Annotated in this window: 14 protein-coding genes; 6 read left to right on the top strand and 8 right to left on the bottom strand. The window is 65.8% G+C overall.

What is annotated here, in order from left to right; genetic code table 11:
• Positions 1-352 precede the first annotated feature (352 nt).
• Positions 353-1,588 carry an acyl-CoA dehydrogenase family protein gene (locus DFQ15_RS14560; RefSeq protein ID WP_110466674.1) on the top strand — a complete coding sequence of 412 codons (1,236 nt, stop codon included), beginning with the start codon at positions 353-355 and terminating at the stop codon, positions 1,586-1,588.
• A 99-nt stretch (positions 1,589-1,687) separates the two neighbouring features.
• Here DFQ15_RS14560 and clpA read toward each other — a convergent pair whose 3' ends face one another.
• The 3 genes from clpA to dnaE form a co-directional block, all read right to left on the bottom strand.
• Positions 1,688-4,027: an ATP-dependent Clp protease ATP-binding subunit ClpA gene (clpA, locus tag DFQ15_RS14555; protein ID WP_110466673.1), complete on the bottom strand. Its 2,340-nt coding sequence runs from the start codon at positions 4,025-4,027 to the stop codon at positions 1,688-1,690.
• A 67-nt stretch (positions 4,028-4,094) separates the two neighbouring features.
• The gene (gene clpS / locus DFQ15_RS14550; RefSeq protein WP_374940985.1) at positions 4,095-4,460 is read right to left on the bottom strand and encodes an ATP-dependent Clp protease adapter ClpS; all 366 of its coding nucleotides are present in this window, start codon (positions 4,458-4,460) and stop codon (positions 4,095-4,097) included.
• Between the two features lie 80 nt (positions 4,461-4,540).
• The gene (gene dnaE, locus DFQ15_RS14545; RefSeq protein ID WP_110466672.1) at positions 4,541-8,056 is read right to left on the bottom strand and encodes a DNA polymerase III subunit alpha; all 3,516 of its coding nucleotides are present in this window, start codon (positions 8,054-8,056) and stop codon (positions 4,541-4,543) included.
• Between the two features lie 55 nt (positions 8,057-8,111).
• On the opposite strand from dnaE, the gene DFQ15_RS18220 reads away from it, so the two are divergent.
• Positions 8,112-8,285 (top strand): hypothetical protein, encoded by a 174-nt coding sequence (locus DFQ15_RS18220; RefSeq protein ID WP_374940986.1) that lies wholly within the window; start codon positions 8,112-8,114, stop codon positions 8,283-8,285.
• A gap of 153 nt (positions 8,286-8,438) precedes the next feature.
• Here the strand turns inward: DFQ15_RS18220 and DFQ15_RS17475 are convergent, their stop codons facing one another.
• The 4 genes from DFQ15_RS17475 to DFQ15_RS14530 form a co-directional block, all read right to left on the bottom strand.
• The gene (locus DFQ15_RS17475; RefSeq protein ID WP_158529080.1) at positions 8,439-8,780 is read right to left on the bottom strand and encodes a hypothetical protein; all 342 of its coding nucleotides are present in this window, start codon (positions 8,778-8,780) and stop codon (positions 8,439-8,441) included.
• Between the two features lie 674 nt (positions 8,781-9,454).
• Positions 9,455-9,778 carry a hypothetical protein gene (locus DFQ15_RS17215; RefSeq protein WP_146228766.1) on the bottom strand — a complete coding sequence of 108 codons (324 nt, stop codon included), beginning with the start codon at positions 9,776-9,778 and terminating at the stop codon, positions 9,455-9,457.
• Between the two features lie 376 nt (positions 9,779-10,154).
• A complete protein-coding gene (locus DFQ15_RS14535) occupies positions 10,155-10,709 on the bottom strand; it encodes a flavodoxin family protein (protein ID WP_110466708.1) in 555 nt (184 codons plus the stop codon).
• A 78-nt stretch (positions 10,710-10,787) separates the two neighbouring features.
• Positions 10,788-11,219 (bottom strand): DoxX family protein, encoded by a 432-nt coding sequence (locus DFQ15_RS14530; protein WP_110466671.1) that lies wholly within the window; start codon positions 11,217-11,219, stop codon positions 10,788-10,790.
• Between the two features lie 395 nt (positions 11,220-11,614).
• Here DFQ15_RS14530 and DFQ15_RS14525 point away from each other — a divergent pair, with 395 nt between their 5' ends.
• The 4 genes from DFQ15_RS14525 (at position 11,615) to DFQ15_RS14510 (ending at position 15,771) form a co-directional block, all read left to right on the top strand.
• On the top strand, positions 11,615-12,751 hold the full coding sequence (locus tag DFQ15_RS14525; protein WP_110466670.1) for an NAD(P)/FAD-dependent oxidoreductase: 1,137 nt from the start codon (positions 11,615-11,617) through the stop codon (positions 12,749-12,751).
• The gene (gluQRS, locus tag DFQ15_RS14520) at positions 12,748-13,782 is read left to right on the top strand and encodes a tRNA glutamyl-Q(34) synthetase GluQRS (protein WP_233504533.1); all 1,035 of its coding nucleotides are present in this window, start codon (positions 12,748-12,750) and stop codon (positions 13,780-13,782) included. The genes DFQ15_RS14525 and gluQRS overlap by 4 nt, the downstream gene beginning before the upstream one ends.
• A gap of 101 nt (positions 13,783-13,883) precedes the next feature.
• Complete coding sequence (gene trmB / locus DFQ15_RS14515; RefSeq protein WP_110466706.1) at positions 13,884-14,609, top strand: tRNA (guanosine(46)-N7)-methyltransferase TrmB; 726 nt, start codon at positions 13,884-13,886, stop codon at positions 14,607-14,609.
• A gap of 136 nt (positions 14,610-14,745) precedes the next feature.
• Entirely contained in the window at positions 14,746-15,771 is a 1,026-nt protein-coding gene (locus DFQ15_RS14510; protein ID WP_110466669.1) for a GGDEF domain-containing protein, read from the top strand.
• Positions 15,772-15,900: 129 nt separating this feature from the next.
• Here DFQ15_RS14510 and DFQ15_RS18215 read toward each other — a convergent pair.
• Positions 15,901-16,026: DUF3418 domain-containing protein (locus DFQ15_RS18215; protein ID WP_146228765.1), on the bottom strand; the 126-nt coding region annotated here is incomplete at its 5' end.

The raw sequence follows: 16,026 nt of genomic DNA, 5'->3' as shown, positions 1-16,026 counted from the left end.
TGATCGCCCGGGTCCGTGCCAAACTCTCCCGCCAGGCCGCAACCCAGCAAGGCGACATGTTTGCCCGAAACCCTGAAGACTGACCCTCACGGGTGTTTCACTGGCAGCAAGGTCTTTTCATAGGCCTGTCCCTCTCCATGCCGGCCGGTCCCGCCAAATCCCAATTTATCGCGCCCGTTTCGGGTTTGGTTTCTTAATTCCCTTCATGCCGCCGAATGGGCCCCGCACCGCGGTCACCGGGGCGACTGATTTCCCGCCGCCAGTCGCTTTTGAGACCTTTTCTACGGGCGGGCCGATATGCAATCGCTTACTGCTACAAAACTGCCATTCCATCCACGAAAGGGACGACGCGATGCTGGGAGAACACTCCGCCAAGACTCGCGATCTGCTGCAACGCATGCAGGCGTTTTTCGACGCGCACATCTATCCGAACGAAGCGCGCTACCACCAGGAGATGGAAACTCTGCGCCGCGAAGGCGATCCGTGGCGCCAAGTGCCGGTGGTCGCAGAACTGAAGACGATCGCGCGTGGGACCGGCCTCTGGAACATGTTCCTGCCGCACGCGTACGACGGCGTGCCCGGCATCTCCAATCTCGACTACGCGCCGCTCTGCGAGATCATGGGCCGTGTCACCTGGTCGGGCGAGGTGTTCAACTGCTCGGCGCCCGACACCGGCAACATGGAGACCATCGAGCGCTACGGTACCAGTGCGCACAAGAAGCAGTGGCTCGACCCGCTGCTCGCCGGCGAGATCCGCTCGGCCTTCCTGATGACCGAGCCGGCGGTCGCATCGTCCGACGCCACCAACATCCAGTGCGCCATCCGCCGCGAAGGCAACGAGTACGTGATCAACGGCCGCAAATGGTTTTCCTCGGGCGCCGGCGTGCCTCACTGCAAGATCTTCATCGTGATGGGCAAGACCGATACCGAGGCGCCCCGCCACCGGCAGCAGTCGATGGTGCTGGTGCCGCGCGACACGCCCGGCGTCACCATCGTGCGGCCCATCAGCGTCTTCGGCTACGACGACGCCCCGCACGGCCACATGGAAATCCTGATGGAGAACGTCCGGGTGCCCGTCTCCAGCATCCTGCTGGGCGAAGGCCGCGGCTTCGAAATCGCGCAGGGCCGCCTCGGCCCGGGACGCATCCACCATTGCATGCGCTCGATCGGTGCGGCGGAGCGTGCGCTGGAGACGATGGTCGACCGGCTGCGCAGCCGGATCGCCTTCGGCCGGCCATTGTCGGAGCAGTCGATCTGGCACGAGCGGATCGCCGAGTCGCGCTGCCTGATCGACCAGGCCCGCCTCTTGACCCTGAACGCCGCCCACAAGATGGACACCGTCGGTAATAAGGAAGCCCGCGCCGAGATCGCGATGATCAAGGTGGTCGCGCCCAACATGTCGTGCAAGGTGGTCGACTGGGCGATCCAGGCCCACGGCGGCGCGGGCGTCAGCCAGGATTTCTGGCTGGCCGAGGCCTACGCCCACCAGCGCACCGTGCGCATCGTGGACGGGCCGGACGAGGTGCACCGCAACGCGATCGCCAAACTCGAGATCGCCAAGCGTGCCGCGACCGTACCGCCCCACTGAGCGGACCCGCCGCGCAGGCAAAAAAAACCGCAGCCGCTTCATGCGTCTGCGGTCTTTTACATGGGCCACCCTGCGCGAACAGGGCGACTGCCGTGCCGATCAGTCGGCGGTGGCTTCTTCCGGCTCGGCCGGCTCCGACTTGGCGGAGCGGTCGCGCTTGGGCAGCGGCGTAATGTCGAGCATCACCTCCGGCTCGGTCGCACCCTCCTTCTCCACCAGATCCACCGTCAGGCGTCCGCCTTCGGTCAGGCGACCGAAGAGCAATTCGTCCGCCAGAGCGCGGCGCACCATGTCCTGGATCAGACGCTGCATCGGCCGTGCGCCCATCAGCGGATCGAAGCCCTTCTTGGCGAGATGCTTGCGCAGCGCGTCGGTGAAGGTGACCTCGACCTTCTTCTCGGCCAGTTGCGTCTCCAGCTGCAGCAGGAACTTGTCGACCACCCGCAGGATGACGTTCTCATCGAGCGGCTTGAAGTTGACGATCGCATCCAGCCGGTTGCGGAACTCGGGCGTGAACAGCCGCTTGATGTCGGCCATCTCGTCGCCCGCCTGGCGCGGGTTGGTGAAACCGATGGTCGCCTTGTTCATCGTCTCGGCACCGGCATTCGTCGTCATCACCAGGATGACGTTGCGGAAGTCGGCCTTGCGTCCGTTGTTGTCCGTCAAGGTGCCGTGGTCCATCACCTGCAGCAGCACGTTGAAGATGTCCGGATGCGCCTTTTCGATCTCGTCGAGCAGCAGCACGCAGTGCGGCTTCTTGGTGATCGCCTCGGTCAGCAGCCCGCCCTGGTCGAACCCGACGTAACCCGGAGGCGCGCCGATCAGGCGCGAGACCGCATGGCGCTCCATGTACTCCGACATGTCGAAGCGGATCAGCTCGATGCCCATGATGTAGGCCAGCTGCTTGGCGGCTTCGGTCTTGCCGACGCCGGTGGGGCCGCTGAACAGGAACGAACCGATCGGCTTGTCGCCCTTACCCAGGCCCGAGCGCGCCATCTTGACGGCCGAGGCCAGCACTTCGAGCGCCTTGTCTTGCCCGAAGACCACGCTTTTCAGGTCGCGCTCGACCGTCTGCAGCTTGCTGCGGTCGTCGTTGCTGACGTTGGCCGGCGGAATGCGGGCGATCTTCGCCACGATTTCCTCGACCTCGATCTTGCTGATCGTTTTCTTGCGCTTGTTCGGCGGCAGGATGCGCTGGGCGGCACCGGCCTCGTCGATCACGTCGATCGCCTTGTCGGGTAGGTGGCGGTCGTTGATGTACTTGGCCGACAGCTCGGCCGCGGCCTGCAGCGCGGCGACCGCATACTTCACGCCGTGGTGCTCCTCGAAGCGCGACTTCAGGCCCTTGAGGATGTCGACCGTCTCGGCCACCGTCGGCTCGACCACGTCGACCTTCTGGAAGCGTCGCGACAGGGCCGCGTCCTTCTCGAAGATGCCGCGGTACTCCTGGAACGTCGTCGCGCCGATGCACTTCAACTGTCCGCTGGAGAGCGCCGGCTTCAGGAGGTTGGACGCGTCCAACGTGCCCCCCGATGCGGCGCCCGCGCCGATCAGGGTATGGATTTCATCGATGAACAGCACCGCGTTCGGGCGGTCCTTCAGAGACTTGAGCACGCCCTTCAGACGCTGCTCGAAGTCGCCACGGTACTTGGTGCCGGCCAGCAGCGCGCCCATGTCGAGCGAATACACCTGAGAATCGGCCAGGATCTCAGGCACGTCCTCCTGGGTGATGCGCCAGGCCAAGCCCTCGGCGATCGCGGTCTTGCCGACGCCGGCCTCGCCCACCAGCAGCGGGTTGTTCTTGCGGCGGCGGCACAGGATCTGGATGACCCGCTCGACCTCGTACTCGCGGCCGATCAGCGGATCGATCTTGCCGTCCTTGGCCTGCTGGTTGAGGTTGACGGTGAACTGCTCCAGCGGGGACGACTTCTCGCTCTTCTCGCTGCCGCCCTCCTCGCTCTCGGCCTGCGGCTCGCCGGGTTTGGCGGGCTCCGGCGGCTCGCCCTTTTTGATGCCGTGGGCGATGAAGTTGACCACGTCCAGCCGGGTAACGCCCTGCTGGTGGAGGTAGTAGACCGCATGCGAATCCTTCTCGCCGAAGATCGCGACCAGCACGTTGGCGCCGGTGACTTCCTTCTTGCCGTTGCCGGTGGACTGGACATGCATGATCGCGCGCTGGATGACGCGCTGGAATCCGAGGGTGGGTTGGGTATCGACCTCGTCGCTACCGGCCACCTGGGGCGTGTTGTCCTTGATGAAGTTCCCGAGCGACTTGCGCAGGTCGTCGATGTTGGCGGAACACGCGCGCAGCACCTCGGCGGCGCTCGGGTTGTCCAGCAGGGCGAGCAGCAGGTGTTCCACGGTGATGAACTCGTGGCGTTGCTGCCGGGCCTCAACGAAGGCCATGTGCAGACTGACTTCCAATTCCTGGGCAATCATGAGATTTCCTTTTGCCTTGCTGTGAATACTTGCCTGAATACGAGCCGTACCTGGGTACGACCCCGTTTTATTCAACTGGTTCGCTGACGCACTGCAATGGATGGCCGGATTTGTGGGCCGCCTCCATGACTTGGTCGACCTTGGTGGCCGCCACGTCGCGGGAGTACACACCACATACGCCTTTCCCGTCCAAGTGGATTTTCAGCATGATCTGCGTAGCCGTGCCATGGTCTTTACCGAAAAACTCCTGGATCACCACGATTACGAACTCCATCGGCGTGAAATCGTCGTTCAGCATCACCACCTGGTACATCTGCGGCGGGCCGACCCGTTGGCTGCGCCGCTCCAAAACGACAGAGTCGCCGTCGTTGCTGCCGGGGATGGGCCGGGTGGCCGGCGGCTGCTTGGGTGTTTGGGTCGCCATGAATTTCATTCTATCGATGGGAACGGTGCGCTGCAGAAGGCAGAGGTGGGGTCGCCGTCGGGCCACTTCAAGGTTCGGAGCCGGCGCGGCTATTCATACACGATGACCGCCTTGCCCTGATCCGACTGGGCGATCCAGCTGGCGAGCGCCGCGTCCGACGGGTAGAACACCGCCTGGTCGCCCAGCCGCAGGTCCACGCCCACCTGCATGTCCTGCGATTCGCAGCACACCGACAGCCGCACTTCCAGCCCGCGCACCAACTCGCCGTGCTCGGTTTCCTCGCGCAGGGCCGGAAAATCGCGCAGCAGCCGCGACACGTCGGGCATTCGGCCGTTCACCGCCACCCGCAGGAACTTGCCGAAACGGCAGCGCGCGCTGGCGAGGTCCGACACCTGCTGCACCACGAAGCGCGCCTCGAAGCCGCCGCGCCCGGGCTGCAGCCGGCCGGTGACGATGACCAGCTCGTCCTCTTTCAGCACGTTGCGGGCCGCGGCGATCACCGCCTCGTCGGCCGTGGCCTCGATGGTCCCGCTGGTGTCGTCCAGGGTGAAGATCGCCAGCTTGCCGCGCTGGCCGTTGATGACGCGCAGGCCGCTGACGATGCCGGCCAGCGTCTGCGGCTCGCGGATGTCGATCAACTCGTCGATCCGGCGCCGCACGAACTGCCGTATCTCGCGCGACACCTCGTCGAACAGGTGGCCCGAGATGTAGAAGCCGATCGCCGTCTTCTCCAGCGTCAGCCGCTCCTTCACACCCCAGGGCGTGGTCTCGATCAGATCCGGCTCCCGGGTGCTCGACCCGTGGGTGTCCTCGCCCATCATGTCGAACAGGCCGCCCTGGTTCGCGTTGGCCTCGCAGGTGCCGGCGAATTCGAAAGCCCGGTCGATCGAGGCTACCATCGCCGCCCGGTTGAGCTGGATCGCGTCGAAGGCACCGGCCTTGACAAGCGCCTCGACCGCGCGCTTGCTGACCGCCTTGCGGTCGATCCGGCAGCAGAAATCGAACAGGCTGGTGAACGGCCCGCCCTTCTCGCGCGCCGCGACGATCGCCTCGATCGCCTGCTGGCCCGAGCCCTTCACCGCGCCCAGGCCGTAGCGGATCACTTTGTCGGTGACCGGCTCGAATCGGTAGCGGCCGCGGTTGACGTCGGGCGGCTCGAAATCCAGGCCGAAATTCTTCTTCGCGTCCTCGTACAGCACCTTGAGCTTGTCGGTGTCGTCCATTTCCACCGTCATGTTGGCGCAGAAGAACTCGGCGGTGTAGTGCACCTTCAACCAGCCGGTGTGGTACGCCAGCAGCGAGTAGGCGGCGGCATGCGACTTGTTGAAGCCGTAGCCCGCGAACTTCTCCATCAGGTCGAAGACCTCGTCGGCCTTGTCGGTGCTCAGGCCGTTCCTGGCCGCGCCCTCGCGGAAGATCTGCCGGTGCTCGGCCATCTCCTCGGCTTTTTTCTTGCCCATCGCGCGGCGCAGCAGGTCGGCACCGCCCAGAGAGTAGCCGCCCAGGATCTGCGCGGTCTGCATCACCTGCTCCTGGTAGACCATGATGCCGTAGGTCTCCGACAGCATCTCGGCCACCAGCGGATGCGGATACTCCACCTCTTCCTTGCCGTGCTTGCGGGCGACGAAGCTCGGGATCAGGTCCATCGGGCCCGGCCGGTAGAGCGCGTTGAGCGCGATCAGGTCTTCCAGCCGCGTGGGCCGCGCGTCCTTCAGCATGCCCTGCATGCCGCGGGATTCGAACTGGAACACCGACTCGGTCTTGCCGTCGGCGAACAGCTTGTAGGTGGGGGCGTCGTCGAGCGGGATGTTCTCGAAAGAGAAATGCTCCTGCCCCTTGTGCCGCTGGACGATGAATTCCCTGGCGATCTCGAGGATCGTCAGCGTGGCCAGGCCCAGGAAGTCGAACTTCACCAGGCCTATCGCCTCGACGTCGTCCTTGTCGTACTGGCTCACCGCCGATTCGCTCCCCGGCTGCTGGTACAGCGGGCAGAAGTCGGTCAGCTTGCCCGGCGCGATCAGCACGCCGCCGGCATGCATGCCTATGTTGCGGGTCAGGCCCTCCAGCTTCTGCGCCATCTCGATCAGCGTGCGGACCTCTTCCTCCTTGCGCACCCGCTCGTAGAGCACCGGCTCCAGCTCCAGCGCGTAGTTGTTCTTGTCGCCCGGCAACTTGCTCTCGGGCGGGTAGGCCAGGGTGTAGGACATGCCGGGCTTGCCCGGCACCAGCTTGGAGATGCCGTCGCAGAAGGTATAGCTCATATCCATCACCCGGCCCACGTCGCGGATCGCCGCCTTGGCCGCCAGCGTGCCGAACGTGGCGATCTGGCTCACCGCGTTCTTGCCGTACTTGCCCTTGACATAGTCGATCACCCGGTCGCGGTTGGACTGGCAGAAGTCGATGTCGAAGTCGGGCATCGAGACCCGTTCGGGGTTCAGGAACCGCTCGAACAGCAGGTTGAACTCCAGCGGGTCCAGGTCGGTGATCTTGAGCGCGTACGCGACCAGCGAGCCCGCGCCCGACCCCCGGCCCGGCCCCACCGGGCAGCCGTTCTCCTTGGCCCAGCCGATGAAGTCGCCCACGATCAGGAAGTAGCCCGGGAAACCCATCTTCAGGATCACGTCGATCTCGAACGCGAGCCGGTCCTCGTAGCGCTTGCGCACCGCCTCGCGCTTCTCGACCTGCGGGTACAGGTGCTGCAGCCGCTGCTCCAGCCCCTCGAACGAGGCGATGCGGAAATACTCGCCGATCGGCATGCCGCCCGGCGTGGGGAAGTCGGGTAGCTGCGGCTTGCCCAGGTCGAACACCAGGTTGCAGCGCTTGGCCACCTCGACCGTGTTGGCGATGGCCGACGGCACGTCGGCGAACAGCGCCTCCATCTGGGCAGTGGTCTTGAAGTACTGCTCGCGGGTGAACCTGCGCACCCGGCGCTGGTTGCCCAGGATCTCGCCCTCGGAGATGCAGACCCGCGCCTCGTGCGCCTCGAAATCGTCCGCCTCGGTGAACTGCACCGGGTGGGTGGCCACCACCGGCAGCTTGAGCCGGGCGGCCAGCTGCACAGTGGCGACCACCTGCGTCTCGTCGTCGGGCCGGCCGGCGCGCTGGATTTCCAGGTAGAAGCGGTGCGGGAAGATGCCGGCCAGCAGCAGCGCATGGTCGGCTGCTCCGGCGAAGTCGTGCCTGCCCAGCGCCTGGCCCACCGGCCCCGCCTGGGCACCGGCCAGCAGGATCAGGCCCTCGTTCAACTCGCGCAACCATTCCAGCTTGCAGACGGCTTGGTTCTTGACGTGGTTGCGGGTCCAGGCACGGGCCAGCAACTCCGACAGGCTCAGATAGCCCTGCCAGTTCTGCACCAGCACGACGACCCGCGACAGGGCCAGCGGATCATCGCCCAGACCCTCGACGAACACCTCGGCCCCGATGATCGGCTTGATACCCTTGCCGCGGGCTTCCTTGTAGAACTTGATGGCGCCGAAGAGGTTGCTCAGGTCGGTGATCGCCAGCGCGGGCTGGCTGTCGCCCGCGGCAGCTTTGGCGACTTCGTCGATGCGGTTGGTGCCGTCGACGACGGAGAATTCGGTATGGAGGCGCAGATGGACGAACATGCCCCCATTGTAGAAAGCCGATCCGCCGCGCCGGAGCGCCTCGGGCGATCGGCCGGTGCCTCCGCGGGAGACGGTCGATGCCGCCACCCTGCGGCGCTGGCTGGGCCCGGGCCACGCCGACAAGGGGCGGCCGGTGGTCACGCTCGACGCCCGCAACGCCTTCGAGTCGATACCCGGCGAACGCTCAACGCGGCACTCCGCCCTGCCGAGCGCACGGCACGACCGATAACAGGCACCGTTCGGCGTAACCGTCACCGCCAGGGATTTTCTGCGCGAATCCCTGGGCGTTTCATAGGATGCAGGGGTGCCGAGGCTTTGCACTACTCTTGGAAAGCCCACGCACGCATGGTGCATCACGCCGGCTTAGAACGCAAAGCAGGCATTAGCTGTTTCTGCAATCCCAGTAACTCGTGATAGGGAAGCCTCCATTGACAGGTTGTTGTGATTTCTGCTCCCAATTGGTCATATATACCGACACAGTCGCCGGATATCTTTGTCTACAATTGTCGTATGCCTTCCCCCAGTGCTGATTCGAGACCGCATCATGCGGTGAGCGTGAATCATCCTCGGAAACATTGGCTACTACAACAACTTGGCCGATAACCTTGGCATAAGCCGCACCACTCAACGTAGCAGCAATCATCAATACAAGGGCACTGAAACTCCGTTTGGCAAAAATTTTACCGTGGTTGTTTGAATAGCGCATATTGCAGTCATCACTCATAAAAGGTTGAAAACCAGTAAGCTCGGTAAGAAATGCAAATACCGAGTTACCTCCAGCACACGAAGCACGCTGTCAGTAGCCATTCGCCTCATGCAAGCGAGACATTACAGTACGCAACTCGCATTTTTCAAGTAACGATCCTAGAATTTGATAGACGATTCGTATCGTATCCGGGCGATTTTAGAAGGCTTTTTTACGACGAGCTTCTGCACCTCTGCGCCGGCGGCATCCGCTGCAAGAAGGCGGCATCCTTCGCTACTTCGAGGACACCGCACCTACCGCGGCCGCTACCACGGCGGCTGCTTCGTGTTCGACGCCCGGGCGGACGCTTGACGTGGAACTCGACCGTGCCGAATTCGAGACATGGGCGATGACAGCAGCGCTTTCAGCGCAACCGTCACCGCCCGCGTTTCGCTTTAATACCGGCCGCCGAAGGCCTTGCACCGCGTGCAGCAGCGTGACCGCGATCCACGCAACAGCCATGGAAGCCACGCGCCGGTTTCAGTTTCGCTCCCGAGCCCGGGTGCTCCAGGACGATTAAACCCCAGAACCACTTATCCAGGATTGGCATCGACCGGCGAGCCGGCGCTTGAAAAGCATTGTTGAGGAATTATTTTTCGAAAGCCTATGCATCGCATAATGAATACCGGCCGCTCAAAATACAACAGCAGGCCTCAATGGTCTCTGCAATTCCAGAGGCTTTCAATAGGATAAACACCCTCCGAGACTACGCTTCCATTCTGGTAGTATTTGACCAAATCCACCGCCACCGTCGCACTATACGCTTTTTTGCAATTGGTATATGCAGCCGACCAGTGCTGATTGAAGACAATTTGTTTGGGTGGAGCAGATTGATTGTCGGTGACATCGGCATCTACAGTGACCGAACCGATGTTACGGGCATACGCCGCACCATTCAACGTAGCAGCAACTACCAAGATCAGGGCACTGAAACTTCTCTTAGCACAAATTTTTCCACTGTTTTTCGAATAGCGCATTTTCAGTCATCATCCATAAAAAGTTGAAAACCGGTAAGCCCAGTACGAAACATACGCAATGAGCTACCCCCATCACACGAAGTATGCTGCTGAGAGCAGCCGCTTCGTGCAACGAGGTCACATTTGAATATGCTGGTCACATTTTTTCAAGCGAGAATTCTACATTTTGATAAATGTTACAAATTCACATTATATCCGGACGATTTTCAGGGTTTTATTTTTTCGATCCCGCAGCGAGATGGTGCGCGGCCTCATTGCACATTTCGAGTGCGGCTTTATTTAATCCGCACAAAAACCAGCGGGCCCACAGGGCGGCGGGCTTGCTGGGAGGCCGTGGCCGTGGATGCGGCGCAGGTGCGCCGGCCGAGTGCGAGCGTCAGCCGGTGAAGCGGCCGGCAATCGCGGCCACGCGGGCACCGTAGAGGCGGCCGGTTTCCAGGTCGCCCGGCAGCATCTCGGCGGCGCTCGCGTCCGACGGGCTCTGGGCCAGTGCGCCGACCGAGCCGCCCAGGTTGTTCGGATCGTTGCGGTCGGCCGCCTTGGCGTTGCTCGGCAGAAGGCCCAGGCTGACCCAGACGCCGCCGTGCTGAGAGGCCAGCGTCACCAGATACTGCAGCGTCCCCTGCTTGTCGCCGTTGAGGCTGGCGCTGTTGGTGAAGCCGCCGAAGACCTTGTCCTGCCAGGCCCGGCCGAACCAGGGCTTGGAAGACGCATCGGCGAACTTCTTGAACTGCCAGCTCGGGCCGCCCATGTAGGTCGGCGTGCCGAAGATGATCGCGTCGGCCGCGGCCAGGGTATCCCAGGCGCCTTCGGGCAGGTTGCCTTCGGCATCGATCGCGATCAGTTCGGCCTGCGCGCCGTCGGCGACCGATTGCGCCAGGCGCTGAGTATGGCCGTAGCCGGAATGGAAGACGACGACGGTCTGGGTCATGGGAATCTCGCAGTAGAGCACTAGGAAGTACACCGGTGCGCCCCGAAAGGACGCATCGGCGGCAAGGCAAGGCCCGGATCAGCCGCGGCGCTTGGCGTCGACGCTATAGGCGCCGGCACCGAAGGTGGCCAGTACCAGCAGGCCGCCGGCGATGGCGATATTCTTGTTGAAGTTCATCTGCTGCATCATTTGCTGCGCTTGCGGCACCGCCCAGAAATTATGGAACAACACGGCGGCCACCACTGTGAATACCGCCAACACGATGGCCGCGACGCGGGTGCCGAAGCCGGCGATCAGCGCCAGGCCGCCCAGTATCTCGACCAGCAGCGCCACCCCGGCCGCCGCGCTCGGGGCCGGCAGGCCCTTCGAGGCGATGTAGCCCACGGTGCCCGAGAAACCCATCAGCTTCGAGATGCCCGCGGGCAGGAACAGGGAGGCCAGCATCAGGCGGCCCACCAGGGCGAGGCCGTTCTGCGCGCCGGAAATGGTGGTCGAGACAGCTCGGGTCATGGCAAGGGCTTTCGATAAAACAGGAGGTCAATGGAGGAACGGGGCCTTCGGTGGGCGGCAGAGCCCCGGACGCCGGCCCGTCCGACCAGACTGTAGCCGGTGCGCCGCGGCCGATCAGAGCGATGGACTCCACCTCTCACATCGACTGCATCCCCGCCGCAATGCCAGGCCCGCGCGACGTGTTCACCCCCGACATGCCGGCGATGCCGCGGCATATCGCCGCAGCGGGCAGTTTCGCAGCCGCGGCGCGGGCGCTCTGCATGCGCCCGACGCCCTCGCCGCCGGGTGCTCGTGACCGGGTCGGCCCGAGAAAACCGGCCCCGGCGTGCTGGCATCATGGCGCGGCAACCGTGCAGACGATCTCGCCCGCCCCGCGGCCTTTCCCAGGAAACTCCATGCCCCCCTTTCCCGCGCCACCCGCCCGCACCCCGACCTCTCGCACCGCGCCGCGCTCGGCCCGGTCGGCCGCCGCGTCGGCGGATACCCCGACCGCGCCCCGCCGTACGGTCGCCGTGGTCGGTGCCGGCCTGGCGGGCATCGCCTGTGCCCGCACCCTGGCGCAGGCCGGCCATGCGGTGACGGTGTTCGACCGCGGCGCGCAGCCCGGCGGCCGGATGGCGACCGAGGCCTCGCCCTTCGGCGGCTTCGACAGCGGCGCTCAGTATTTCACCGTGCGCGACCCGCGCTTCGCCTTGGCGCTGGAGCGTACCGCGCCCGGGTTGTGCCGTCGCTGGAGCGCCAACACCGTCCGAGTGCTGGACACGCAGGGCCGCGTGGCCGCCGCCGGCCTGCCGCCGCGCGATGCCCACTGGGTGCCCTCGCCGGGCATGGACGCCCTGCCGCGTCACTGGGCGGCGCCGCTGGCGGCGGCCGGCCGATTGCACGCGGGCACCTCCGTCTACGGCCTGGTGCGCGACGCGCTCGACCCGGCCCGGTGGCAACTGAAGACCTCGACCGCCGACGGCGCCGCCCGCGTCTTCGCCGGCTTCGATACCGTCGTGCTTGCGGTGCCGGCCGCACAGGCGGCGGTGCTGCTGCGCGGCGCCCGCGACAACGCCCTGGCGCCGGCCATCGAAGCCTGCGAGGTCGCGCCGTGCTGGACCCTGATGCTGGCGTTTCCGCAGGCCTCGCAACCCGGCTTCGTCACCCTCGGGCCGCAATGGAACGCGGCGCGCAGCACCCACCACCGCATCGTCTGGCTGGCGCGCGAATCGTCCAAGCCCGGCCGCGGCGGCGTCGAGCGCTGGACGGTGCAGGCCAGCGAGGCCTGGTCGCGCGAGCACCTCGGCGACGAGCCCGACCGGGTCCGCGCCAAGCTGCTGCGCGCCTTCTCGGAGGTGACCGGCATCCGCGCCGAGCCGTCGCACGCCGAAGTGCTGCGCTGGACCGACGCCAAGACGGTCGAGCCGCTCGGACGCTCCCACCTGTGGGACGCGCAGGCCGGCCTGGGCGCCTGCGGCGACTGGTGCCTGGGCCACCGGGTGGAGGACGCCTTCGTCTCCGGCCTGGAGATGGGGCTCGCGCTGGCGTGATTCCGCAAGGGGACACCGGGGCCGGCGCGGCGGGCTATGTCGGCCGCTTCGCGCCCTCGCCCACCGGTCCGCTGCACGCGGGCTCGCTGGTCGCGGCGCTGGCCAGCTGGCTCGACGCCCGCGCCCACGGCGGCCGGTGGCTGGTGCGGATCGAGGATGTCGATGCGCACCGCTGCATATCCGGCGCCGATCGGACGATCCTGTCGCAGCTGGCCGCCTGCGCATTGGTGCCCGATGCGCCGCCGCTACGGCAATCGGCCCGCACCGACCTGTACGCGACGGCCCTGGCGCAACTGGTCGCCGGCGGCGCCGCCTACCCGTGCGGATGCTCCCGGCGCGACATCGAAGAGGCCCAGGCGGTGTTCGGCGTGCAGCGCCAGCGCCATGCGGCCCTTCCCTACCCGGGCAGCTGCCGTACCGGCCTGCACGGCAAACCGGCACGGGCCTGGCGGTTCAGAACCGATATTTCCACACGAAAAGTGCCTGTAGCCGGCGAGGATCGACGACCACGCGCTATAAGATTAATAGCAAATCCGTACGCGCACCTGGCAATGCCGCCGGTGCGCTGGACCGACCGCGCCTACGGCCCGCAGTCCCAGGCGGTCGAGGACACGGTCGGCGACTTCGTCCTGCTGCGCGCCGACGGCCTCTACGCCTACCAGCTCGCGGTGGTGGTCGACGACGCGGCGCAGGGCATCACCGACATCGTGCGCGGCGCAGACCTGCTCGACAACACGCCCCGGCAGTTGCTGCTGCAGCGCGCGCTCGGCCTGGCCGCACCGCGCTACCTGCACACCCCGCTGGTGCTGGCCGCCAGCGGAGACAAGCTGTCGAAGCACAACGGCGCCGAGGCGTTCGACGCGGCCCGGCCGGCCGAGGCGCTCTCGGCCGCCGCGGCCGCGCTGGGCCTGCCTGCGGCGGCGCCGAGCGACACGGTGGCCGACCGGCTGGCGCGGTGGGTGCCGGCCTGGAGGGCGCGCTGGGGGATGCAGCCCGGCGTGTTCGGGGCCGCACCTAAAATCGACGGGTGAACACACCACTTTCCGCATCCGGACCGCCCGCCGACGCGACGTCCGCCGCCCCTCCGACCGCCGCGCAGGACCCGTCGAAGCCGCCGGCCGCACCGGCCGCCCTGCCAGGCGCAGCAGCCGCATCCGCCCCCACCGGCGACGCCGCCGCGCCCGCGCCGTACCGCAAGCCGATCAAGAGCTTCGTCCGCCGCGCCGGCCGCACGACCAGCGGCCAGGCCAAGGCCTTCGAGACGCTCGGCAGCACCTACATCCTTCCCTACCGCCCGGAGCCGCTGGACCTGGTCGCCGCCTTCGGCCGTGCGGTACCCACGGTGCTGGAGATCGGCTTCGGCATGGGCGAGGCCACCGCACGCATCGCGGCGCTGATGCCCGAGAAGAACTTCCTGTGCTGCGAGGTGCACGAGCCCGGCGTGGGCGCGTTGTTGAAACGCATCGGCGAGCACGGGCTGACCAACATCCGGATCGTGCAGCACGACGCGGTCGAGGTGGTCGACCGGATGCTGGCGCCCGACGTGCTGGCCGGCCTGCACCTGTTCTTCCCCGACCCGTGGCACAAGACCCGCCACAACAAGCGCCGCTTGGTGCAGCCGGCGTGGGTGGCCCGTGTCGCGGCCCGTATCGCGACCGGCGGCTACCTGCACTGCGCCACCGACTGGGAGCCCTATGCGCAGCAGATGCTGGAGGTGCTGAGCGCCGAGCCGCTGCTGCGCAACAGCACCGCGACCGGCTTCGCGCCGCGGCCCGCCTACCGGCCGCTCACCAAGTTCGAGAACCGGGGTATCCGGCTGGGCCACGGCGTCTGGGACATCGTTTTCACCCGAATCTGAAATGCCCCCTGTCGCGCGGTACATTTAACCCGGATCAGATTCCGCTTTTCGACCCGGAACTTTGCGCCGGCCGTGCGCCGTTGCGGGCACAATGCCACCACTCCTCCATTTCGCCCTCCCGGTTTCACCCGAGAAGATGACCCAGATTCTCCAGCACCTCGTAGAAATCACAGGCCACCGCGATCAGGACCGCCTGGAGGTTTCCGTCGTGTCGGCGATGCGGCACCTGGTCGACATCCGTCGTGTGCGCAAGCTGGAGCTGGTGAACACAGCCGAGGGCCGGCTGATCCGGCCGGTGCTGTTGCTCGACGCGGGCCAGCCGGTCACCACCGACCGCCGGTCGCCTTCGTTCGGCGAGCTGGAGCCGTTTTCGGATTTTCCCGAACTGGACCAGGCGATCGAGCACCGGCTCAACAGCGCCGAGCGGCGGCAGGAAGACCGCTACACGCTCTGGTTGCCGGTGCGGCTGCAGGACAAGGTGGTGTCGGTGCTGGAACTGTGCAACGACGTACCCTACAACCCGCAGGCGCTCGACGTGGTCTACGGCATCGCGGAGGTGTACCGCAACTACCAGAGCCTGCTCGACTACAGCGAGCGCGACGCGCTCACCGGCCTGCTCAACCGCAAGACGTTCGACGAGCAGTTCTCGCGCTATTCGCAGATCGAGGTGCAGTCCCGCGGCACCGAGATCCCCGCCAACGCCGCCGAGCCCGAGCAGCACTGGCTGGGCGTGGTGGACATCGACCATTTCAAGCAGGTCAACGACCGCTTCGGCCACCTGTACGGCGACGAGGTGCTGATCCTGGTCACCAACCTGCTGCGCTCCTCGTTCCGCACCCACGACCGCATCTTCCGCTTCGGCGGCGAGGAGTTCGTGGTGCTGCTGCGCTCGGTCACGCTCGAAGACGCCCATCGCATCTTCAACCGTTTCCGGACCAACATCGAGCAGCACGTGTTCCCGCAGGTGGGCCGCGTCACCGTGACCGTGGGCTTCACCGGCACCGCCGGCGGCTCCTCGGTCGAGGTGCTGGGCCATTCCGACCAGGCGCTCTACTACGGCAAGCAAAACGGCCGCAATCAGGTCCAGCACTACGAGACCCTGGTCGCCAGCGGCAAGCTCGAATCGTCGAACCTGGCGAACAACGACGTCGAGTTGTTCTAGCCGGCCTCTCCAACACTCCCACTACCGCCGCCCCCGCAGTCCCAGAGATACCGCGGAACCGGCTCCGCCGGGCCGCTGGTATCGCCCCCCGCAGTGCGCGCAGCCTGGGGGCGAGCTTGATGACCCGAGTTAAATATTCAGTAGCGACCACGCTTTGTCCAGCCGCTTGACGCTCACCGGCTGCGGCGTACGCAGCTCCTGGGCGAAGAAGCTCACCCGCAGCTCCTCCAGCAACCAGCGCAGCTCCTGCATCGG

It is taken from the genome of Xylophilus ampelinus, from assembly GCF_003217575.1.
GTDB lineage: Bacteria > Pseudomonadota > Gammaproteobacteria > Burkholderiales > Burkholderiaceae_C > Xylophilus > Xylophilus ampelinus.
Note: the sequence above shows the minus strand (reverse complement) of the source record. Positions and strands in the feature narration are given on the sequence as shown.

Coding starts and splice junctions, on each gene's coding strand:
- clpS (WP_374940985.1), bottom strand. CDS start 4,460: ATGAAATTCATGGCGACCCAAACACCCAAGCAGCCGCCGGCCACCCGG.
- DFQ15_RS17215 (WP_146228766.1), bottom strand. CDS start 9,778: ATGCGCTATTCGAAAAACAGTGGAAAAATTTGTGCTAAGAGAAGTTTC.
- DFQ15_RS14530 (WP_110466671.1), bottom strand. CDS start 11,219: ATGACCCGAGCTGTCTCGACCACCATTTCCGGCGCGCAGAACGGCCTC.
- DFQ15_RS14510 (WP_110466669.1), top strand. CDS start 14,746: ATGACCCAGATTCTCCAGCACCTCGTAGAAATCACAGGCCACCGCGAT.
- DFQ15_RS14535 (WP_110466708.1), bottom strand. CDS start 10,709: ATGACCCAGACCGTCGTCGTCTTCCATTCCGGCTACGGCCATACTCAG.
- clpA (WP_110466673.1), bottom strand. CDS start 4,027: ATGATTGCCCAGGAATTGGAAGTCAGTCTGCACATGGCCTTCGTTGAG.
- dnaE (WP_110466672.1), bottom strand. CDS start 8,056: ATGTTCGTCCATCTGCGCCTCCATACCGAATTCTCCGTCGTCGACGGC.
- DFQ15_RS14525 (WP_110466670.1), top strand. CDS start 11,615: ATGCCCCCCTTTCCCGCGCCACCCGCCCGCACCCCGACCTCTCGCACC.
- DFQ15_RS14560 (WP_110466674.1), top strand. CDS start 353: ATGCTGGGAGAACACTCCGCCAAGACTCGCGATCTGCTGCAACGCATG.
- DFQ15_RS17475 (WP_158529080.1), bottom strand. CDS start 8,780: ATGAGTGATGACTGCAATATGCGCTATTCAAACAACCACGGTAAAATT.